Origin of the sequence: Paenibacillus sp. FSL P2-0322 (genome assembly GCF_037975315.1) — a bacterium.
Lineage (GTDB): Bacteria > Bacillota > Bacilli > Paenibacillales > Paenibacillaceae > Paenibacillus > Paenibacillus polymyxa_B.
In genome coordinates this window covers 1,372,777-1,396,533 of the sequence record NZ_CP150243.1, presented here as the reverse complement: position 1 = coordinate 1,396,533, position 23,757 = coordinate 1,372,777, and the positions used below count along the sequence as shown (strand labels likewise).

The 23,757-nt window shown below is 49.2% G+C and carries 4 protein-coding genes; all 4 read right to left on the bottom strand.

Going from position 1 to position 23,757, the window contains the following annotated elements:
- Window positions 1–126 precede the first annotated feature (126 nt).
- Genes MKY24_RS06130 through MKY24_RS06115 form a run of 4 tightly spaced genes read right to left on the bottom strand, consistent with a single transcriptional unit; the run spans window position 127 to window position 23,741 of the window.
- A complete protein-coding gene (locus tag MKY24_RS06130; RefSeq protein ID WP_339201620.1) occupies window positions 127–3,996 on the bottom strand; it encodes an amino acid adenylation domain-containing protein in 3,870 nt (1,289 codons plus the stop codon).
- A 4-nt stretch (window positions 3,997–4,000) separates the two neighbouring features.
- Entirely contained in the window at window positions 4,001–15,313 is an 11,313-nt protein-coding gene (locus MKY24_RS06125; protein WP_339201619.1) for an amino acid adenylation domain-containing protein, read from the bottom strand.
- A 33-nt stretch (window positions 15,314–15,346) separates the two neighbouring features.
- On the bottom strand, window positions 15,347–16,594 hold the full coding sequence (gene fabD / locus MKY24_RS06120) for an ACP S-malonyltransferase (protein WP_339201618.1): 1,248 nt from the start codon (window positions 16,592–16,594) through the stop codon (window positions 15,347–15,349).
- Between the two features lie 13 nt (window positions 16,595–16,607).
- On the bottom strand, window positions 16,608–23,741 hold the full coding sequence (locus tag MKY24_RS06115; protein ID WP_339201617.1) for an amino acid adenylation domain-containing protein: 7,134 nt from the start codon (window positions 23,739–23,741) through the stop codon (window positions 16,608–16,610).
- Window positions 23,742–23,757 lie beyond the last annotated feature (16 nt).

Below are 23,757 nucleotides of genomic sequence, written 5' to 3'. Positions count from 1 at the left end.
GGGTTTTTCATACATTACGATATGTTTTTATACATCATGTCAATTAATATTACAAACCAACTTACACGATCATATCAAATAAATACTCCTGCTTGGGGTCTTCAACCTCCAAGCAGGAGCATAATCTTACCTCAAAAATGTATTCAGCACCAAACCTACAGACACGGCTTGGGCTCCTTTTACGATAGAGAAATGATCGCCAGGCACTTTATGCGTGAACATTTCCCCCTTACAATACAATTCCCATCCTTTATATCCTAATTCCCAGGTATGTTCTGAAATAAACAAACATACAGGGGCCTTTACAGCTCGATCGGGCTGGTAGACATGCTGCATTTTCACCCAATGATTCACACTTTTAAAGCGTTCTAGTAATTCACTTCGTCCCAACTCATTAAATTCTGGTAGCAAGGGGAGTACACTGGCTGGAAATGCTCGCTTCCACTGCGAAAAATCCAACGTTTCTTCCATCCTCTCCAGTTCCTGAATATGGTGGTCCCAGTGATCTTCCTTGCCATACTTCAAAGGTGGCAGTGTGTCCAGAATGGCCAAAAGTTCGACACGTTCTTCTTGTTCTTCCAATTGTCGGGTCATTTCGAAAGCAAGCGTTCCCCCCATACTCCACCCCGCAACATAATACGGGCCTGTTTTCTGAATACTTTTCAATTGATTCACATATCGGTGTGCCGCTTCCTTCATCCCGGCTGTTTTATTTTCAGCAAGAATCGAAGCATCCATTTTTATGCCCCAATAATTCCAAGTAGCTGTAAGTCCGTTGACCAATTCCATGTAGCAACTGACATCCAAGCTTCCATCATGGATGAAAAAAAGGTGCTTATCCTGCGCTGTGCCGGGCTTTAAGAGAACAAGCGTGTCTGCTCTGGCTGGAAACACACTTCTTTCCTTTCCCTGCAATGCACTTGCCAGTAGGCGGATAGTAGGAAAAGTAAATAATTTGGTAAGCGGTAGGTCTATCCCTAACTCACGCAAAACTAGTGAAACCAGCTTGGTAGCCTTGAGCGAGCTTCCTCCCAGGGTGAAAAAATTGTCCGTTACACCAATGCGATCCGTCGGCAGGTTCGTGGGCAGAACCATCGACCAGATGCGAACCAGCTCCTGTTCCAGTTCATTGCAAGGAGGGACATATTCATTCTCCCGCAGTGCTTCAAGATCAGGCTCTGGCAACGCGTTCCGATCAACTTTGCCATTCACATTCAGTGGCAAACGCGGAAGTCGGATCAGACAGGCAGGAATCATATAATCCGGCAAATATGTAGCCAGCTCCAGCCGGACTTCTGCCTGTGACATTTCTACGTCGGAAACAAAGTAAGCACAGAGGTATTTGATCCCGTCGCTGTGCTGACGAACAAGCACGACTGCTTCCTGAATCCCCTCTATATGTGCAAGCCGAGCCTCAATTTCGCCGGTTTCAATACGAAAGCCCCGAATTTTGACCTGGTGATCCATGCGACCCAAAAATTCAAGCGTTCCGTCAGCCAGCCATCGGGCACAATCTCCAGAACGGTACATACGCTCTTCTGGGAGCCAGGGATGAGAAACAAATTTGGCTGCCGTTAATTCCTCCCGAGCCAAATAGCCACGCGCCAATCCTTCACCTCCAATGCACAGCTCACCCGGTACTCCAATGGGCTGAAGTTGATTGGACGCGCTCAGGATATAGACCTGTGTATTGGCGACAGGCTTGCCAATCGGCACGTTATGGTCATAGTCCTCCTGAATCGTATGGAACGACGTAAAAATAGTATTCTCCGAAGGACCGTAGGCATTGACAATCGTTAAATCCGGCTGGGCGGCGCGAAGGAGCTTCATATGCTGCGGAGACAAGGCGTCTCCCCCGGTCATGATCAATCGAAGTCCAGTAAAGATGGAAGGTTTCTCATCAATCAGCTGATTTAGCAAAGGAGCCGTGAACCATGCCATCGTGATTCCATACTGTGCCATCCTCTTGCCGAGTATGTCGGCAGATAAAAGCTCTTCTTTTTCAATGAGATACAAGGTTGCCCCGCTCAGCAGTGTTCCCCACAGTTCAAAAACCGACACATCAAAGGCCAGGGAACACGTCTGCAATATTCGATCCTCTTGCGTAATAGCCAACGGCCCTGGCTCTAACACTAGGCGAGCAAAGGATTGATGCTCAATCATTACACCCTTTGGTTGTCCTGTAGACCCTGAAGTATAAATAATGTACATCACATTGTGCGCCTGATTGCTGTCCTCCAGATTACGGGGTTCTCCCGTATAGAGACTCGGGTCTGTGAGCAGTAACATGTCCACTCCAGGAAAGCGTCTAGTGCTGGCAGTCGGTAGAAGGCATATTTTCGCCTGACTATCCTGTAATAGATATTGAATCCGTTCATCTGGGTAGAGCGGATCAATCGGTAAATAAGCGGCCCCGGCCTTCAAAATAGCTAAAATACCAACAATCATCTCCAACGCAGGCGTAGCTAAAATACCGACGACATCTTCTGCCTGAACTCCCTTTTGCCGTAAAACCCGCGCCAATTGATTGGCACGTTCATTTAATTCATCATACGTTAGTTGCTTTTCTTTCCACCTCACGGCTGGATGGTCAGGCGTCCGTATCACTTGCTGTTCGAACAGTCGATGGATGGTTACCCCATGCGAATTTTTTTCGTATGCATTTTTGCTGTGGGTCTGATTAAAAGTATGAAGTAAAACGGTGCGCTCTTCTTCTGTAACCATATCAATGTCTTCAATCCGAATATCGGGTTGTTCGCCAATGATTTCGACAATTCTGGCAAAATGTCGTAGCATCCGGCGGGCGCTTTCCTCCGTAAACAACGCTTTGCGATATTCCAGTTCCAGCCCGATACCCTCCTGCATTTCGTATGCATACAAGGTGATATCAAATTTAGCGATTTTATGTTCAAAAGTATAAGGAGAAAACGTGACCTCTGTTGCCTGCACGACAGGCTGCGGTACATTTTCCAATACAAAGCAAGCATCAAATAAGGGATTACGACCACTGATTCGTTCAGGATTGACCTGCTCCACCAGCATATCAAAGGGGTAGTCCTGATGCTCAAACGCAGCAAAAGTTCGGTCTGCCACTTCTTCCAGAAAATCAGAGAACCGCTTGGTTCTCTGCGGTTTCTGACGCAAGGCGAGCGTGTTCACGAACATGCCCACAATCCCTTCAAACTCGGAATGAGTCCTTCCGGCGACAGGTGTTCCGATGACCAGATCCTCCTGTCCGGCATATTTGGACAGAAGGATGCTGTACGCGGCGAGTAGAACCATATACAACGTAACATTGTGCTGCAAGCATAATGCACGCAAGGAGTGAGCCGTGTTAGCTTCAATCGAGTACGATACGATCCCACCGCTGTAATCAGACCTTAAGCCTTTTTCATCCGTAGGCAACGACAGCAGAGGAACATCCTCTGTAAATTGGTTCAGCCAAAATTCACCCTGTTTCTGAATATGAATATCGCTTAATTGATCGTTTTGCCAGATCGTATAATCGACATACTGAAACTCTAATGGAGCAAGCTCCTGTCCCTGATATAGAGCCATCAGCTCTTCAAATATAATGTTGATGGTTACCGCATCCGCGATGATATGGTGGATATCAAACAGGAACAGAATCTCCCCATCAACCAAAGGTACAAGCTCAGCCCGCCATAGAGGGGCCTCGTTCAGATTGAACGGACGGATAAACTCGTTAACAAGCTTATCCGTACTCTGATCCGAAAGTTCTCTATAGGGAATCGATACATCGATGGATTCATGGACGAGTTGTAAAACCTCGCCGTCCTTTTGAATAAAGGACGTTCGCAAGCCCTCATGACGTTCTGTCAGCCTACACCATGCTCTGTACAGCCGCTCTGGCTCCAGCGCTCCTTTGATGATTCGAATGCTGGGCATGTTATAGATGATGTTAGGTCCGAGAAGATCATGAATCAGATATAGCCGTTTTTGCGCCGAAGATGTTTCATATCCTTCATAATGCATGATGCTAAATCTCCCTCCGTCGGCGTTCTTTTTTCTCTACTTTTACTGATGACAGTGCATGCTGCTGAACTGGGATGACTTCTCTCATAAGCTTTCCATCGCCCCGAAGTATGTTGCTAATCTCGGTTTCCTCTGTTCTGAAAAACTCAATGGCAAACGGAACAGAATCATGAATAAGCTGAACAATCTCGCCGTTGATCACATCAAATGTGGTCCTAAAAGCGTCGTGACGCTGAATAAGCGCTTGGAAGGCTCCCTCAAGTCTGGCCAGGTCCAGTTCTCCTTCCAGCATCATGGCGCCCGGTAGATTATAGCTTAGATCCTCTGGATTCAGCTCGTGCATCATAAAAAGACGCATTTGAGCAGACGAGGCCGGATAATGGGCGCTTGGAGTCGCAGCAGGGATCAAGGAACGGACTGTCGCTTCATCCTCGTGATGACACTCAACTCTTCTGGAGCTTATGTGATCTGAAAGTTGTCGAATAGTCGGAGCTGCAAAAAGTTCCTTTAAAGTAATCTCGATGGCCAACATTTGACGCACACGCAAAATGAACTGGTAAGCGAGCAACGAATCTCCGCCAAACTCAAAGAAATGATCATCTATACCTACTGCGCCTGTTTTGAAAATGTCCGCCCACAACAGGAGCAGTTGCTGTTCCATTTCGTTGCGGGGCGGTGTATGTTCTTTGCCGGAAGGCAACTCTACCCCCAAGGTATTTAACGCCTTACGGTCCAGCTTTCCGCTTGAACCTAGAGGCATCGTCTCCACCTTCACAAAACGTAAAGGAATCATATATTCCGGTAATCGTTCCAGCAAAAATGCCCGCAGTTCTCGAACTGTACAGTCGGTTTGCACAACCAGATAAGCACACAAATACTTGTTGCCCTGCTCATCTGTCAAATCAAGTACAGCCGCCTGCTGTATGTCGTTATTTTGCAAGAGGGCTGTTTCAATTTCACCTATCTCAATTCGGTAGCCCCCGATTTTCACCATTTGATCCAACCGTCCCAAGTAAACAATCTCGCCGCTAGGCAACATCCGGGCAAGATCGCCTGTCCGATAGATTCGCTCACCTGGTACAAAAGGATTGGGGATAAAACGCTCTGCCGTAAGTCCATCCAGATGTACATACCCGCGTGCCAGATGGCACCCTCCCAGACAAAGCTCTCCTACCTGCCCCAAACCAACCAACGCCAGCTCCTGATTTAAAATATACGCCCGGGTGTTGCCCACAGGCCGTCCGATCGGAATCGGACCTTCGGAAGATACAGACGTACACGTATAGGCTGTTGCAAACACACTGGCTTCAGTAGGCCCATACAGATTAAGTAATCTCGCTTCCGGGAACTTCAGATTAAAACTTCGCACCTGCTCCTGGCCTATCTGTTCGCCACCCGACATGACCCAACGCAAAGTGGCTGCTTGGATCGTATCCTCGACTGAAAGCTCTGACAAAAACATTTGCAGCACGGTAGGAATGAAGAAAGCCACTGTAACCTGATGCCTGTGAATGGTATCCAGCATTTGACGGGTATCCGTTTCTGCACCTGCCTCCAATAACACCAATCGTCCTCCGCCCATGAACCAGCTGAAAAGCTCGACGATGGAACCATCAAAGGTATAGGATGCTTTTTGCAGCACCGTATCCTGCTCCCTTAAACCAAGCTGTTGTGCCAGCCATACCACTCGCGCACTAAAGGCGTGATGCTCCACCATCACCCCTTTGGGCTGCCCGGTTGAGCCGGAGGTGAAGATGACATAAGCCAGATGATCAGGCTGGATGACAAGCTCTGGATTGTCTCGTTCTTGCTGATCCTGACACAGTAAGTCGACGTCGATGACCTGCTGGATTTCTTCATCTATCCAGTTGGCGTGGCATTGCTGATGGGTCAGAATCCATTCGGCCCCAGCGTCTGCCAGGATGTAGCGAATCCGTTCCTTTGGATCGGCTGGATGAATGGGGAGGTACGCCGCCCCTGCTTTTAACACACCCAATAAAGCAACAATCATTTCCGGTGAGCGCTCCATGACAATAGCTACTACTTGCTCTGGCCGGGTACCGGAGTCCAGTAGGCTATGTGCGACCAGATTCGCCCTTCGATTTACTTCTCCGTAGCTGATCTCCTGTTGACCGGAAATGAGAGCGATATGCTCAGGGTTTCGGCTTGCTTGACCCTCGAAATATTGATGTAACAGCTTTACGGACCCCGGACCCATGTCTGTCTGATTGAAATCATGGACAAGTGTCTTCCATTCCGCCTCGCTCACCGATTCCGAAGCCGCTATGGCAAGCTCACTCACCCAGTCCTCTTCCTTGTGGACGCTTGCTGACTCAAGTATTTCCTCTCTGTCCCGCTGATTCGGGTCAACTGCCACCTTTTCTATCCGAAGCTCTCCAATCTTTTGCTGTGGATTGACAAGGACAGTGTGTAAGATTTGAAGGAATTCCCGGCTCAAGCGTTCCACCGTCTCCCCGGTAAAGAGATCTACATCGTATTGAAGGATACATTCGATATGCTCGTCGGTCATGGCTGCAGTAAATGTTAAATCGAATTGTGCTCCTGTATACTCCGCTTCATCACATGGAGTCAGTTTCAGACCGGGTAATTCTACGATGGTACGGGAAGACTCGTTCAATAATGCAAACATGGTATCGAACAGCGGATTGCGACTTGTTTTGCCAGCCAAATTCAACTTCTCAACCAGTTGCTCAAACGGATAGTCCTGATGCTCAAAAGCCTGAAAAGAACGTTCCTTTACCTGCATTAAAAATTCGTGTACAGTCATGTCCTTCTCCGGTGTGTTGCGAAGGGCCAACGTATTGACGAACATGCCGACAAGAGGACTCAGGCTCGCATGAGTTCTGCCGGATACCGGAATGCCGACGATAATATCTTCCTGCCCACTGGCTTTGGCCAGCAATAGGTTATAGGCCGCCAATAGAACCATAAATACCGTGACATTTTGTTGCAGGGCAAAGCGTTTTAACTTCCACGTCCATTCCTGATCCAGCTCAAAATGAATGGCTTGCCCTTCACCTCTTCTCACATCGGGGCGTGAAAAATCCGTAGGCAATTCCAGCTCTGTAATTTCCCCTTGAAAAAGCTCCAGCCAAAACTGCTCCTGCTGACGGAATTCCACACTGTTCAAAAACTCACGCTGCCACACGGCATAGTCTTTATACTGGATCGTCAATTCCGGTAAGTTCATGCCCCCGTATAAACGAGCAAATTCCTCGACGATTATCTCCTGGGAAAGACCGTCCGTAATAATATGATGCATATCAATGAACAGCAAATGACGGTTGGCAGGCTGATGAATAACCTGAACGCGGAACAATGGCTTTTGCCGGAGATTAAAGGGCTTGATTAATCCCTCCTGTTCCACTAATATTCCACGTTCACGGCCCGATTGAATTTCTTCTATCCATGTCGCTAACCCTTGAACCGTCCCTGCCCGGAAGAAATCGCGCAGTGTCAGATTTACATTCCATTCCTTGTTAATAAGGTAGACCAGCTTGGTTGCCAGCAAGGATTGCCCTCCCAGCAGGAAGAAGTCATCCTGTGTGCCAATCTGCTCCCGGTGCAGGATTTCCGACCAAAGCTCAACCAAGCGCTCTTCCAGGGGTGAAGCTGGATGTACATAGGCCGTACCGACCTTGATACTTTCATTAACCTGCGGTAAAGCATGACGGTCGATTTTTCCGTGATGTGTTAACGGGATCTCATCGACTCGAACAAAGTAAGACGGAATCATATATTCAGGCAAGGTTACCGACAGATGGGTCTTCAGTTCTGCCACCGACAATTCCTGATCTGTAACGATATAGGCGCATAGCTCATGCATACCAGGCTGGACTTCCTGAACTAACACCACTCCATCCTGTATATGTGGGTGCTGGAGCAACGATTTTTCAACCTCGCCCGGCTCAATGCGGTAACCCCGCACTTTAACCTGCTGATCGACTCTTCCTAAAAATTGAATTTGCCCATCTTCAAGATATCTGCCCAGATCACCCGTTTTGTACATCCGCTCGCCCGGTATCCACGGATTTGCTACAAACTGCTGCTGCGTCAGTTCGGGGCGGTTCATATAGCCGCGTGCAACACCCCAGCCTGAAATGCATATTTCACCGGGTACCCCGATAGGCATAACATCCGTACCCCTGCGATTCATGATGTATACCTCAGCATTGGCTACAGGCCGTCCGACAGGCAATGGATGGACAGCTGGAATATCCGGCACACAATAATAGGTAGCACAGACAGTCGCTTCTGTCGGTCCGTACGTATTGTAGACCTTTGCGGAACGCAACAACTGGGTGACATATTCGCTTTTCAGCACATCCCCCCCGCTAATGTAAGTGCGAATATGCGGGAAAGGGGGCAGTTGATTTAGCTCATTTAAAATAAACGGCGAGGCGCTGACCACGGTCACTTGCTGCTGGCGAATGAATTGGTTCAGCCATTGAATGTCCTTCAGTTCATCCCGTGAAACCATAGCCAGCGTTCCCCCTGCTGCCAATGTAGGGTATATTTCCTCCACGGATGCATCAAAGGTAATGGCTGCCTGCTGGAGCACTACGTCCTCAGCCGTTAAGTGGAATTTATGCTGGAAAGCCGTGATGTAATTCGTTACATTTCTATGCTCAACCATGACTCCTTTGGGCTTACCGGATGATCCTGACGTGTACAAAATATAAGCCAAATGGTGAGATGCCAGAGACTCCTTGCCTGCAAATGCAAAAGCTAGATTATCAGCATCTACGCTGTACAAGGCCGGATCACTTACATCCATGACAGACCCTGTAAAGCGAAGCGTGTCGATGCTGACGGTACCCGCAGAAGTTAGGAGCAGAGACACGCCGCTGTCCTCCAGCATGTAGGCCACCCGCTCCGTCGGATGTTCCGGGTCCATAGGGACATAGGCTGCTCCTACTTTGAGTACGGCAAGCATGCTGGTCAGCATATCCAGCGAACGGGGAACCAGGATACCGACAGCTTGGTCCGGTACCAAATGATAAGTTAGCAAGTGCCGGGCAAGCTGATTAGCTCTGATATTCAATTGGCTGTAAGTCAGCGAATGCTCTCCGTAGACGGCAGCAATCCGCTCAGGATGCTGTTCAGCCTGCTCTTCAAACCACTGGTGAACCAGCTTTTCCTGTGGGTAATTCACCCGGGTTTCATTCCACTCGTACAGGGTTCGCTGCTGTTCTTCCGCCTGATTCATGGAAATGAGGCCAATCGGCCGCGAAGCATCAGCACAAACTTCTTGTAAAAGATTCTTGTAATAGCTCGCAAGCCGACGTATGGTCTCTCCCTTGAACAGTTGGGTCGCATACTCAAAGTGAAAACGCAGCTTGCCTTCATTTTCAACCCATATGACTGTCAGATCGACTTGTACAGCCTCCATCTTAGCTTCCAACGGAGTAAAGCGAAGCCCGTTGATGCTCATCGGCTCCCCCCGAAAGTTCTGGGAAATAAACTGAACATCAAAAAGTGGGTTCCGGCTCCGGTCTCTCGGTACGTCAAGCTGATTCAGCAGCATTTCAAAGGGATAATCCTCATGCTTATAGGCTTCAAGCGCGTGCTTCTTAACCTCCTGCAAATATGCTGCGAAAGGCTTATCTTCAGCTGGCGCAGTTCGTAGGGCCAGCGTATTGATGAACAGCCCAATCATGTGCTGGACCTCTTCCGACTGGCGACCTGCGCTTGGAATGCCAATAATGATCTCTTCCTGATTCGCATATTTGGCCAATAAAGTGCTATAGACAGCGTACAGAAGCATAAAGAGCGTAACCCCATGCTGTACCGCTGTTTTTTTAGCCAAAGCTGTTAATTCCTCACTCAGATCAAATGTATAGACATCCCCGGCATTGCTCATTTGCGCTGCCCGCGGCTCATCTGTAGGCAAATCAAGTACAGGCAGCGTCCCCTTAAATACGTCCAGCCAGTATGCCTCCTGCTTTTTCATTTCGGCACTGTCCAGACGCTGATTTTGCCACAATGTAAAATCGGTATATTGCATAGGCAGTTGCGGTAGATCCTGTCCAGAATAGCCCTGTATCATTTCACTTAATAAAATACCAATCGAGGCTCCATCGGCTGCAATATGGTCAACATCGCACAGAAAGAGGTGGGAATCATCCTTCAGCCGGATCAGCTTCGCCTTTAACAGCGGGGCACGATTCAGGTCAAAAGGACGGATAAATTCATTCACATACGCTTCGAGCTCGCGCTCGTCCCCTTCGCTATATTCCAGCGAAAAATCTACCTCCGGGTACACTCTCTGTACCAGTTCGTTATCCCGCAACTCAAAAGCGGTGCGCAGCGAGCTATGACGACGAATTACCGCATATATGGCTTTCTCCAACCGATGATGATCCAGATTACCAGTGATGGTCATCGCACTGCATAGATTGTTCAAGGTGCTATGTCCTGCCATTTGACGCATCATATAAAATCGACGCTGCGTCGAGGAAGCTGGGTACACCTCACGTTGTTCCACCGGATGAATGATCAGATTTTTGTCAGCTGATTGGGGTGCAGGCAGCTCCGTTTCCGTCAGAAGAGGCTGCTTCGCTTCTCCATCCGTATACAGGGCTAATTCGCTGACCGTCATATAGTTGAAAATATCGCTCATATCCACTTTTTTGGACAAGCTTTGATTCATCTGCCCCACCATTTTACTAGCAATCAGGGAGTCTCCTCCCAGCTCATAAAAACTGTCATAGATGTTCAGCTCATCAAGCCCCAGCACTTCCGCCCATATGCTTGCGATCACCTTTTCAGATGAGCTATATTGTTCTGTTGCCCGACCACGCAACTGCACAGGACGGCGCACGGCAGCAGATGACGTGACCGCATGGTCATGCAGAAGCCGACGATGACGGTCCAGAATAGCCCGCATTTCATGAGAAAATCCGAAAGGAATGGCAGCGGAATCCAGCGCGGCCACCTGAGCGTAATTCAAGCCACCCACAATGACACGCGGAACGGGATGAAGCAATAATTGTTCAAGAGCGGCCAGTCCCTCTTGTGTGGACAGAGCCTGAAATAAGCTCTCTTGGAAATCAACCTCATGCTCAAAAGCCATCCCAACTTCCTGCCAAGGAGCCCAGTTGATGGCAAGCGTACGTCGGCCGGAGTGATTCCGCCACTCGGCAAAGGCATCCAGATAGGCGTTGGCTGCCGTGTAGTCGCTTTGGCCTGGTCCACCCATCAGTGAAGTCACAGATGAAAAAAGAATAAAAAAGTCCAGTGTATCCGCAGTGGTGATTCGGTCAAGCACATGTGTGCCTGTTACCTTCGGAGCCAGTACCTCGGTAAAGCGGTCCTGGCTCTTGAGAGCCATAAAACCGTCTCCAGCCACACCCGCAGCATGGATGATACCGTGAATAGCCCCATACTTGTGGCGAAGTTCATTCAAGGCTTGCTTCATAGCGGTCTCGTCAGCTACATCGACAGCATAATATTCTACCTGCGCTCCCTGCTGCTCCAATTCCAGTAAGGCGGTAACCATATTCAGCATCCTTGTATTCATATCTGGCTTTAAGTTCTGTCTTACGTTACGGCTTCCGTTCGAATCAGCGTTTGCAATGGCCTCCCATTGCTCCTTGGGTGGCAAAGGCTTGCGACCTATCAATCCCAGTGTGACCTGACCTTTAGAAGCAAGCCATTTACCGATTGCCAATCCCAGCCCGCCAGTACCACCAGTTATGACATAGGTTCCCTGCGGTCTGATCGTAATCGGGTCAACTTCGCTTTCCGTCAGATCCACAGGTTCAATCTGCTCTACATAACGTTCGCCGTTACGCCAAGCGACCAGAAATGTATCATCATCGTGCCGTAGGGAATGAATGAGTCCTGAAGGCTGGGTGCTTGTATCTATATCGAGACAACGGCAGCTCAGATCAGGGTATTCCTGACCGATGACCCGGGCCAGCCCAAACAAGCCCGCATGTTCTGGTTTTAATTCATTTTCCAATTCATTCACTTTATAAGCCTGCTCAGCGATCACCGTCAGTTCCTTAACAGCTGACTTGGTCTCTGCGATTGCCTTAGCCAGATGAAATAGCTGAACCATAGACTGCCCGTTCCAGAGGTATATCAGTTTCTTAGCATTCTGACATTGCATCTCTGTCAACAAGCGTCTATGATCTTCCTCGGAACCCGTAGAGAAGTAAGCATGGGCTGACATTTTAGTAAAGGTGACTCCCCGCTTCACTTCAACCACATCATACCCTTCGTGCGCTAACAATCCACGCAGCGTTACACCGATCGGACGGTTATCTGTGAATAATAAAACTGTTTCCAGCGGTGTGGATAACACTGAATCATTTGCGGTCCGGGTTACTGTATCTTCTTCATATTCGGAGGGTGCTTGTTCTTGCTTTTTCCATACAATCTGATGATATTTATGATGTTCTGTATAGCGGGTTCGTTTAAGATCCGCCTCGTGTACACGTTTGACTGCATAATCTTCAATTTCTACCAGTACCTGACCTTCGGCACCCAGAATGAGCACATCTACCGTTAAAATTTCTCCACTTTCCCTGACCTTGTTTTTTTTGCGCAGATAGCTGTAGCAAAGCCGTGGGAGGGAGTCGTAAATGCGCAGCTTGTGATATGAAAATGGCAGGAACAGGCCATTTCCCAAACTCTGGCTTGCTACCCCGACGGCCACATCCAATAAAGCGGGATGAAGCACATATTGGCTTACATCCATATGATAGGCTGCAGGCAACTCCAGCTTAGCCAGCACTTGATCTGTTCCAATCGCAATCGTCCGTAGCGTCTCCCACCGCGGCCCGAATGAAAATGCAGGAGCAGCTTCGGCATGATTCTCACCGACTACTACTTCCTGATCGTTGCACTCAGTCCGAATATCGCCCAGACTCATAACAGGATGGGCTGCCTTTACAAATACCGCGCGCCCCTGTGCATGCCTTACCCAATTCTGCTCCCACGGCTGAACTGAGGGTCCCGTCCGGCTTAATACCTTAAACGAAAACGTCTCACCCTCCCGTTGCAAAACGGTGTGTACTTCTCTTTCTTCCTCTGCATCCACGATGAGCGGAGAAATAAACTGGATATCATATAGCTCCAGCACCTTGCCTGGACGCTTGTATTTTTCCAACCCTGCCCTAACCATTTCCAGATAAGTGGTTCCTGGTACAATACAGTTTTCCATAATCTTATGCTCGCTTAGTACCCAATGACGCCCAACAGAGAAACGGGTCAGGTAAATATCCTGATCCTCGGTTTCTGCCAAACAATAGTCCAAAAGCGGATGTGTTGTTTCCATCTCTGTGAATTTTCGAACATGGGAAGCCTGAGAAACGACTGCCTTCTCCTCTACCTCCACCCAGCATCGCTTAGGCTCAAAAGGATAGGTGGGAAGGCTTCGTCTGCGGCACGCTTTGCCTTCATACAAGCTCTCCCATTCCACATCTGCTCCCTCAACATACATACGGCACAGAGAATCCAGCGTATCGAACTCGAATGAAGACTGGGTCAGTTTCTCTTTGGCTGATGCTGTCAGTCTTCTGGATTCCTCCAGCGTAAGCTCCCCTGCTTCTTTTTCCTTCTGTGCAGATACAACCTTATGACATCCAAAATACACACCCGGTATGAACTCTTCTTGTTTCGCTTGTCCGCTGAAGCCTGAGGTCTGAATTTGAGTCAGCTTTGCTCCTAGATCATCCCAATCCCGGCACAAAATCGCTAGACGAAAGCCGTACTGCCCTCGTCCGGTATTGGCGGTATAACAAAGATCGCGTAACGGATAGGTTTTGGGTTCCATGACATATTGCTGATATTGCTTCACATAGGCTGCAAGCACTGTTTCATTTTTAGCAGATAACGTAAAAAGCTGAACCGTTTCCGGTGTTTCCTGCTCCAACTGGCCACCATCCTGCATTTCGGCCCACACCGGGGCCTCTTCCAGAACGACATGGCAGTTCGTACCGCTGAGCCCGAAGGAACTGACTCCGCAGCGTCGCGGAAAATCCTCCTTGGGCCAAGGCTGCAGCTTGTCATTCACATATACAGGCGAATCAATAAAGCTAATATCCGGGTTTGGGCAGGTAAAATGTAGGCTCGCCGGAATTTCTGCATGCTCCAAAGCGAGCACTGCCTTTAAAAAGCCCGTGATTCCCGCACTGTTATCCAGGTGACCTACATTGGTTTTGACCGAGCCTATGGCACAAAATTGATTCCGGTCGGTATACTGCCGAAAGGCTCTCCGTATACCATCAATCTCCACTGGATCACCCAGCTTGGTGCCTGTCCCATGAGCTTCAATATATGTAATGGTATCCGGGTCAATCCCAGCATCCTTCCAGGCCCGTACAATGACATCCTCTCCTGCCAGCGAATTGGGAGCCGTAATCCCGGCTGAAGTCCCGTCATTGTTCACAGCACTGCCTTTAATGACAGCATAAATATGGTCCTGATCCTGAATGGCCCGCTTCAAGGGTTTGAGCAGAACAGCGGCTACACCTTCTCCTCCGCCTGTGCCATCTGAAACGCTATCGAACGTTCTCGTCCGGTCATCCGAGGAGCCTACACCCAGCCCCCCGCCCTTTCCCTCTTTTATAGGTACGAGTGTGACCTTTACCCCGCCGGCAATCGCCGTATCGCAATCGCCGTGCCGCAAATCCCGGCAGGCCAGGTGAATGGCCACCAAAGATGAAGAACATGCGGTATCCACCAACAGACTGGGCCCTTTTAAATCCAGCAGATAGGCGATCCGACTGGCAATCATGGAATGAATATTACCTGGAATCGCCGAAGAAGCTGATGAAGGAGCCATTTCTGCTATAAACCGCTTGTACTCCTCACCAAAATCACTGCTGTAGCCGACATAGACTCCTGTCCGACTACCGGAAAGCTTTTTACCACCGTACCCCGCATCTTCAACTGCCGCCCAGGCAGACTCCAAAAACAGTCGCTGGTTTGGGTCCATCAATCGCGCTTCAGCCGGAGAAAGTTGAAAAAAGGGATAGTCGAACTTATCAATTTCTTCTAGAAATCCACCTTCATTTAATGCCGTTTGTTCATTCAACAGCCCGGCTTGGAAGAGGCTCTCCAGCTCCCTTTTTCGTCGGGCAGGAAAAGGGCGTATAGCGTCCTGCCCCGCCCGCAGAAGATCCCAAAACTGAGCCGCATTTTCACTTTCGGCAATTTCACAGCTAATCCCGATGACTGCAATATCCGAATCTCGCAGCTCATTAACCGCGATCGGACCCGCGTCCTGAAAATCCTGTTCATTGAATTGAAGAGCCGCCAGATTGAATCCTGTTTTTGTCATCATCGTACTCCCTTCCGTTCCTCGTGTTCGCTGCGATTAGCTGACCTGAAACGCGGGAAATAATTCGCGTGTATGCGTATTGCTGAAAATCTGCTCAAACCGTTCAGCCCGTAGTTCCGTTGGTGTTAATTTGGTTGCAAAAATGGACTTTAGCTTGTCCAGAGCTTGCTGCATTTGTTCCAACGTTGGTTCTGTTCCGGTTGTGATCAATTGTTCGCGCAGGTTTTGCAATTCTTTGTATGGAACGACTACACCCTGCTCATACTCATCGTTATTCCAGTTCCGGTTCTGGGTTGAAACCGCAATCGCAATACAGGAGGTCACCAGACCCAAACCATCTGGTTTGCTCTCGATATCAGCATTCCGCAGCAATTCCAGAGTGGAGGGATGCTCAAAAGCAAAGGAATGAGCCGTAGAGGTGATACCAGCCATTAAATTTCTCAATACGGTTTTGGGGCCGATTTCTATAAAATGATTCACACCCTGATTCAGCATGTATTGAACGCTTCTGTGCCATTGCACAGGCCGTGCCATCTGGGACGTCAGGTTAAATAGGATATAACGACGATCCGCATAGGGTGTCGCTGTAACATTAGAGAGCACAGGCCATTGAAAACGGCCATAATCATATTTCTCCAGCTCCTCCCGAAATTTGCCCGCAGCGCTCCGCATTAAATTCGTATGGAACGGAAAGCCCACCTTGAGGCGAATCGTCTTGATTCCTCTATGGTTCAGTTCCTCTTCTGCCTTCTCCAGTGCAGGAGTATGACCCGAAATGACGAGCTGCTCAGAGGAATTATAATTCGCAATGCCGACCGATACGCCGGCTGTCGAGGCTTTCTGGCACACCTCATCCACCTCACGCTCATGACTCCCGACTACCGCCAGCATCGCTCCTGTACCGGGAGCAACAGCTTCCTGCATCAGAATGCCCCGCTGACGTACTATTTTCACCGCATCCGAAAAAGCAAGCGCTCCTGTACTGACCAATGCCGAGAATTCTCCCAGACTGTGACCCGCTACCAGAGATGGAGCAAGCTTCAATTCCTGCATCAGCACACGAAAAGCTGCGATGCTCACGGTCAAAATGGCAGGCTGGGCATTAGCGGTCAGAGTCAGCTCATCCATGGAACCTGTGAAACAAAGCGTCTTTAGATCAAACCCTAGCGCATCCTCGGCCTCTTCAAAGGTTTCTCTTGCTACTGAATATTCATCGTATAAGCTTTGACCCATGCCTACATATTGAGAGCCTTGCCCCGGGAATAAAAATCCTAATTTTTTCATCGTTCCATCCTCCTTATAGTAGGTCTGCAATCTTGTGCAGTACGTGGACATAGGCCTTCATCATCTGTTCCGCCCAAGTCTTCTTCAGTTTTCCAGCTTGATATTCGCATAGGAACCGTACCTGCTCCGCGCGCACATCCATATGAAGCACCCAGTCAAATTGTCGGGTCACCTCATGTCCCGCCGGCGTATGATTCAAAAACACACAAGGGAGAAAAGCAGATGGATTGGCGTTTCCTGTCCCATTTGGCAACATAACTGGGATCGGGTAAAGGTCGGTCTCTTTCGCTTTTTGACGATGACCAGCAACCTCTATGCACAGGGCGCTAAAATCATCATTTTCCGTCAATCGTACACGCAGCGGATACAAGCTCTCCCCTGTCAGTTGTGATGCGAGGAAAGAGGACTGTCCATGGTGTATGAACTGTTTATGTGGTAATGGGTGTCCTTCACCGATGAGCAATACCAGTTCGGACTGACCTGTCATTTGTGACAAAACATACGTATAAACGGCTAGTAACAAGTCTGTTAGGGCAAAATCCTGACTCCAGACTGCTTTCTGTAACGTGGTCAGCAGGTCCGCAGGTAAGGTAAAGGTGAACGTAGCCTGCCCTTCGGCTCCTCCATCTGTCCGCATCGCCTCATTCCACGGAATAAAAGATAGCGGTTCAGCCAAGTAAAGACGCCAGTATTGCTCCTGACGCTCATATCGTTCCTGTTCCGCATCCGTCCATGCTTGTTCTCCTTGCTGCTGCTCCAGAAAACCGGAAAGTCTCGCAATCGTCGGATAGGCAAAGCAGTCTGCAACGCTGATTTTCCCTGGAAAGATTTGCTGAAGACGAACATTCATTTGAATGAGCAGAACCGAATTGCCCCCCAGCTCAAAGAAATTATCGTGAATGCCAAGCTCACTTCTGTGCAATACCTCTTCCCAAATTTGGCTGACCTGCATTTCCACCTCTGTAGCAGGTGCTGTATACTCCACTCCAAGAAGAGGACGACTATGATCCGGCTTGGGCAGCATTCGACGGTTTACTTTTCCGTTCGGCGTTAAGGGCATCTCCGACAAGGTAATAAAATGCGAGGGAACCATATATTCTGGCAGTCGGGCAAGCAAATGATTACGTAGCTCACTCACTGATAAAGTCTGCTGGCCTACCCAATAAGCGCAAAGGGAGTGGTTCTCCTGTTCATCTGATCGGTCCTGTACCACCACAGCTTCCCGAATGGCAGGATGAGCCAGCAGCGCCTGTTCAATTTCCCCCAGTTCCACCCGATAGCCACGGACCTTGATCTGATCATCCATCCGGCCCAACACTTCAATCTCGCCGTTATGCAGCCACCGTGCCAAATCTCCGGTCTTAAACATTCGCTCACCGGACCGGAACGGATTGGCTTTGAACTTCTCGGATGTTAGCTCAGGGCGCTTGTCATAACCGGATGCAAGTCCCTTGCCTCCAATCCAGAGATCACCCGCTACAAGATCCGGTACAGGCTGGAGCTGCCCATCCAGAATATATACTTGTGTATTCGCTATCGGCGTACCTACTGTCACCCGCTCGTGCTGGGTAAGCTCCTGCACAGTTGACCAGACTGTAGTTTCGGTTGGGCCGTACATATTAAAAATACGCGCAGTGGTCATCTCCTGCGTCTGACGAAGCAATGGTTCTGGTAAAGCCTCGCCTCCCACCATCACGACCTGCAACGTGCGCATACTCTCTTTTGCTTCCGGGTGCATAAGCAAAAGCTGAAGCCGCGAGGGCGTCATTTGCAGCAAGTGCGGACCTGTTCGGTGAATTGCCTCCAACAGCAGTTCAGCATTCGCCTGCTCTTCTCCCGTAGATAACACTACCCGTAGCCCCTTCGCCAAAGGCAGTAGCGTTTCCAATACAAAAATATCAAATGCGGCAGTAGTTACTGAGAAGAAGGTTTGACCTTCAGGAAACGGTATTCGCTCGGTAATCCCGTAGATCAGGTTAACGATGGCTTCCTGACGGATCATCACGCCTTTCGGATGTCCGGTCGAGCCTGAGGTGAAAATCATATACGCCAAATCATGGGGTCCCGGCTGTGTGATCTCCAGCCTTTTTCCATCCTGACGGTATATACTCGCGTCATTCAACGAAATGACTTCGCCTCTAAAATCCAGTCCATCCAGCAGTGTGTCCCGACTAATAAGCCATTGCGCTTCACTCTCTTCCAGCATGTAGGAAATACGCGCCGCAGGATAGTCGGGGTCGATCGGCAAATAGGCAGCACCTGCCTTTAAAATGCCGAGCATCGCCGTCAGCAAATCTACCGACCGTTCCAGCAGCAAGGCAACCACCGTATTCACGTCCGCTCCTTTGCTGCGCAATGTTCTCGCCACCCGATTGGACAGGACATCCAGCTCGCCATAGGTCAAACACTGGCTCCCACATTCTACCGCTATGGCGTCCGGCATCCGTGCAGCCTGTTCTTCGAACAGGTGGTGCATCAGCTTGTCAGCCGGAAGCGCAAGCTCAGTCACATTGCGGTCGACAAGGATGCGTGATTGCTCCGCAGGAGTCAGCAGGCTGGCAGCATACAGGGGACGATCTGGCTGTGAAGCCAGTTGGGCCACCAGCTCTATGAAATGCTGCGCCATCTGGCGAACCGTATGCTCGCGGAACAGTTCCGTGCTGTATTCAAAGGTACAATGCAGCCCATTACGGCTAATATTACTTGCACCTTTCTCAGTCGGCATCTCAACCACGGTCAGCATCAAATCAAATGAAGCAAAAGGGCTTTCCAACGGATAAGGCTTCACCTGTAAACCCGGCACTTCCCTGCTGCCATCCATAAAATTTTGCAGCCGAAACATCGTGTCAAACAGCGGATTACGACTCAAATCCCGCTGGAGATGCAAGCGATTAACGAGCATATCAAAGGGGTAATCCTGATGCTCAAACGCATTCAACGCATTGTCTTTGACCTCGTCCAGAAACTGTCGGAAGGTCTTCTCCTGTACGGGAGCATTTCGTAACGTAAGTGTATTTACGAACATACCGAGCATCCGCTCCAGCTGAGCATGCGATCTTCCGGCTACTGGCGTACCCACCACGATGTCCTCCTGCCCACTGTAGCGTGACAAGAATACATTGTATGCTGCAAGCAAAACCATGAATAACGTGGCACCACTCTCCGTTGCCAGCTTCCGCAAACTTGTTGCACAGTCTGACGACAGACTAAATTCCAGCGAGCCCCCGGCAAAGCTCCGTTGTCTTGGTCTTGGATAATCTCCCGGCAGATTCAGAAGCGGAATTTCCTTTCCAGTGTGCTGTTCGTCGAACATCTTCAGCCAGAACGCTTCCTGTTCTTTCAGATGTTCCCCGCTGAGCTGTGTATGCTGCCAGGCAGCAAAGTCTTTATACTGAATGTGCGGCTTTTCCAAAGCGCTTCCTTCCATTAGGGAGATAAACTCATCAATAAGCACTGTCGCAGAAATTCCATCAAAAATAATATGATGCACATCCAGCAGTAGAACATGGCTCTGCTCCGCTAATCGAACCAGCATTACCCGTAAAAGCGGGGGCTGTTGCAAATCAAAAGGACGCAAAAATGATTGCTGAATCTGCGGCATATCGGCCGCCGTCCCTTCGGTATATTCCATTTTCCAAGCTACATCCGAATGAATCTGCTGTACTACCTCATCCTCCAGCAGGGTAAAGCCCGTTCGAAATACTTCATGCCGGAGCAGTAATGTTCGAAACAGACGTTCAAGCTGCTCTCGTTGGATACTGCCTTCCAAATGCCATGCAGTGAACACGTGATTGCTCAGGCTTTCTCCTTCCAATTGATGCAAAACAAATAATCGTCTTTGAGCGGCGGAAACTGGGTAATACTCCTGCTCAGGCAACGGTTCGATAGAAGCTGCATGAACAGAGGTCTTTTGACGAAGCAAATCTGCCAGCTCACGAATGGTTTGATGATCAAAAAGTTCTTTGAACGTCACTTTCACCTGCAAGCGCTCCTGAATCCGGTAAATCATTTTTGCCATCTTGAGTGAATGTCCACCCAATGCAAAAAAGGGGTCCTGTACACCCACTTGCGCTATATCCAAAATTTCTGCCCAAATAGTCGATAGCTCCTGCTCCATACCGTCCCTTGGAGGTACATATTCTGTTCCTGCAAGACTTCTTCCCTCAGGTTTTGGCATATGTTTACGGTCGATTTTACCGTGTGGGGTCAAAGGCATGGCTTCGAGAGGGACCAACAGACCGGGAACCATATAGTCGGGAAGCCGTTCTTTTAGATGTTCGCGTACCCCTTCTGACGTCATTTCCGGCGACTGCAATGTGTAGTAGCCGATCAGCCCGGTTAATCCCGTTGCCTCGATATGTGCAATCACCGCTGCCTCACGAATAGATGGAAGACTGACCAGCGCCTGCTCAACTTCCTTCATTTCGACGCGAAATCCCCGCACCTGAACCTGATCGTCCTTTCGCCCAAGATACTGAAATTGCCCATCCGGGGTCTGACAGCCTAAGTCTCCCGTTCGATAAAGCCTTTCTCCAGTCAACGGATGCGTAGTGAAGGCTCTGGCTGTCAAATCCGGCTTGGCCCAATATCCGCTCGCCAGTCCTGTCCCGCCGATACAAATTTCGCCTTGCACTTGGAATCCGGCAAGCTGTCCATCCTGATCCAGCACATACACATGAGTATTCGCAATCGGCAGCCCCAGAGGAATACGTAACGTTCCTGCATCCGGCTTGTGCTGAATGATATGCTGGGTCGCATAGATGGCCGATTCGGTCATGCCGTATAGATTGGCGATTTTCGCTGTGCGAAAAAGAGTGTACCATTCCTGCACGATATTCACCGGAAGCGCTTCGCCCCCGTTAAAAATCCACTTTAGATCAGGCAATGGATGAGATTCCCCCGCATTTCGTACAGCACTTAGGAAAACATTCATGAGCGCAGGAACAAATTGAGTAACCGTCACTTTTTCCCGCTCCATAAATGGGTATAGCTGTGCAGGGTCTTTGACGATATCCGCAGGTACAATCGTTAATTTGGCTCCCTCCATCAGCGGCCAGAACCATTCCCACACCGAGTCTGTAAAGCTGGTAGACGTCTTCTGCGCGATGACATCGTCTGCTCCCAGAGCAAAGGTATCCTGCAACCAAAATAACGTATTCAGCACAGCCTTATGGGTCATCATCACCCCTTTGGGCTGTCCCGTGGAGCCAGATGTGTACATGATATACGCCAGATCTTTTTCATTGGGAATATTTTGCAGACTCAGCTCATCCGTAGACATCCCATGTGCTTTGACAGGAATAAAATAAGACTCATCCCCTCGCATCTCCCGCAGTCTAACGATCCATTCCGACTCTCCCCATACCGTTTCATCCAGACAAATGACAGTTTCAATACAGTCTGGCAAATGATCTAACGTCCGTCCGAAATAACGTAAATTCGTAACAAGCACGCGGCACGAACTGTCGTCAAGCATATATTGGATTCGGGATTGCGGATAATCAGGATCAATCGGTACATAGGCACCACCAGCCTTCATAATCCCTAAAATAGCGGTAAGCAATGGGACATTCCTATCCCCCATAATGGCAACCAGCGAGTTCGGACGAACTCCATAGCGACTGAAAAGCTGTCCCAATTGGTTGGAGCGAAGGTGCAGCTCCTTATAGGTGACAGCCATGTCGCCGTCCAGAACCCCCACTGCATCAGGGGTACGGAGCGTCTGCTCCTGAATACGAGACGTAATTGTGACTCCAGCCGGATAAACCTTCTGCGTATCATTAACACGATGGATGACCGCGCGTTCCTCTGCCCCCATGTAATCCATTTTCCACACAGACTGCTCCGGGTCCTGAATGGCACCCGCAATAATGTTACGGAAATACGCTCCGATCCTGGACATCGTTAAGGCTGTAAACAAATCTGTTCCATAGCTAAGCGATATGACCAATTCGTCATTTACGGATTCCACAATTACGGTCAAGTCAAACTCGTTCGCGTCGGCACCATTTCCCAGCTTGATTCTTTCCATCGGGATTCCCCCGAAGTTCTCCTCATTTTTGGAGCCGGCTGCAAAATTAATTAGAACGTCAAACAGTGGGGCACGATTTAGGCGGCGTGGACGGTTCAATACCTGCAATAGCTTGTCAAAAGGATAGTCCTGATGGGCGTATGCTCCTGCGCACTCATCTTTAACTTGTTGTAACAATCGGGAAAAAGAAATGTCTCGGGAAAGTCGATTCCGCAGCACGAGAGTATTCACAAAAAAACCCATCAGGTTTCGAACCTGCTTTTGATTCCGTCCCGCCACAGGAGTACCAATAATAATGTCCTCTTGCTGAGTAAGCCGGGCTAATAACACATTTAGACTGGCAACGATCGACATGAACATGGTGGTTCCGTACGTGCGGTTCAACCGCTCCAAGCCCGCGCATAATTCCGCATCCAGAATGACCTTTTCCACCGCCGCCGGAGCATTTCGGATGGTCGGACGCGGAAAATCCAAAGGCAATTGAAGACTTGGCAATTCACCATCCAATCGGGATTTCCAGTATTGCTCCTGCGAGCTTAGTTTTCCAGTAAGCACCTGCTGATTTTGCCAATGTGCATAATCAATATACTGGATCGGCAATTCTGGCAAATGGGGGCTTGTTCCTTGCTCCAACGCCTGATAAATATGAAACAGTTCTTGAAAAAACAGATCCATAGACCAACCATCTTCAATGATGTGGTGCATACAAATATGAAAAACATAGTCGTTTGCCGCCAGCATGTAGATCTGTGCCCGCCATAATGGACTCTGCTCCAGATCAAAAGGCTGATTCATCACAGTCTGTATTTCTTTTTGTACCTCTGCCCACGCTGTTTCTTCCCCTGTATCCGATACATCCACAACAGGCACGTTTAAGGTCAATTGCTCCAGCACCACTTGCTTCGGTACACCTTCGACCACCGTGAACACTGTACGAAGGATAAAATGTCTTTCAACGATGGTATGGAGGGCCTGCTGTAAATACGCGGTATTCACAGCTTGTCTGATTCGAACGGCTACCGACTGATTTAAGGCGCTGCTCTGAGCGTCCAGCTGGGACTGAACCCAGAACCGTTTCTGCCCATGAGACAGATCATAGGTCTGCTTCTCTCCCATGTGTAAACCTCCATCT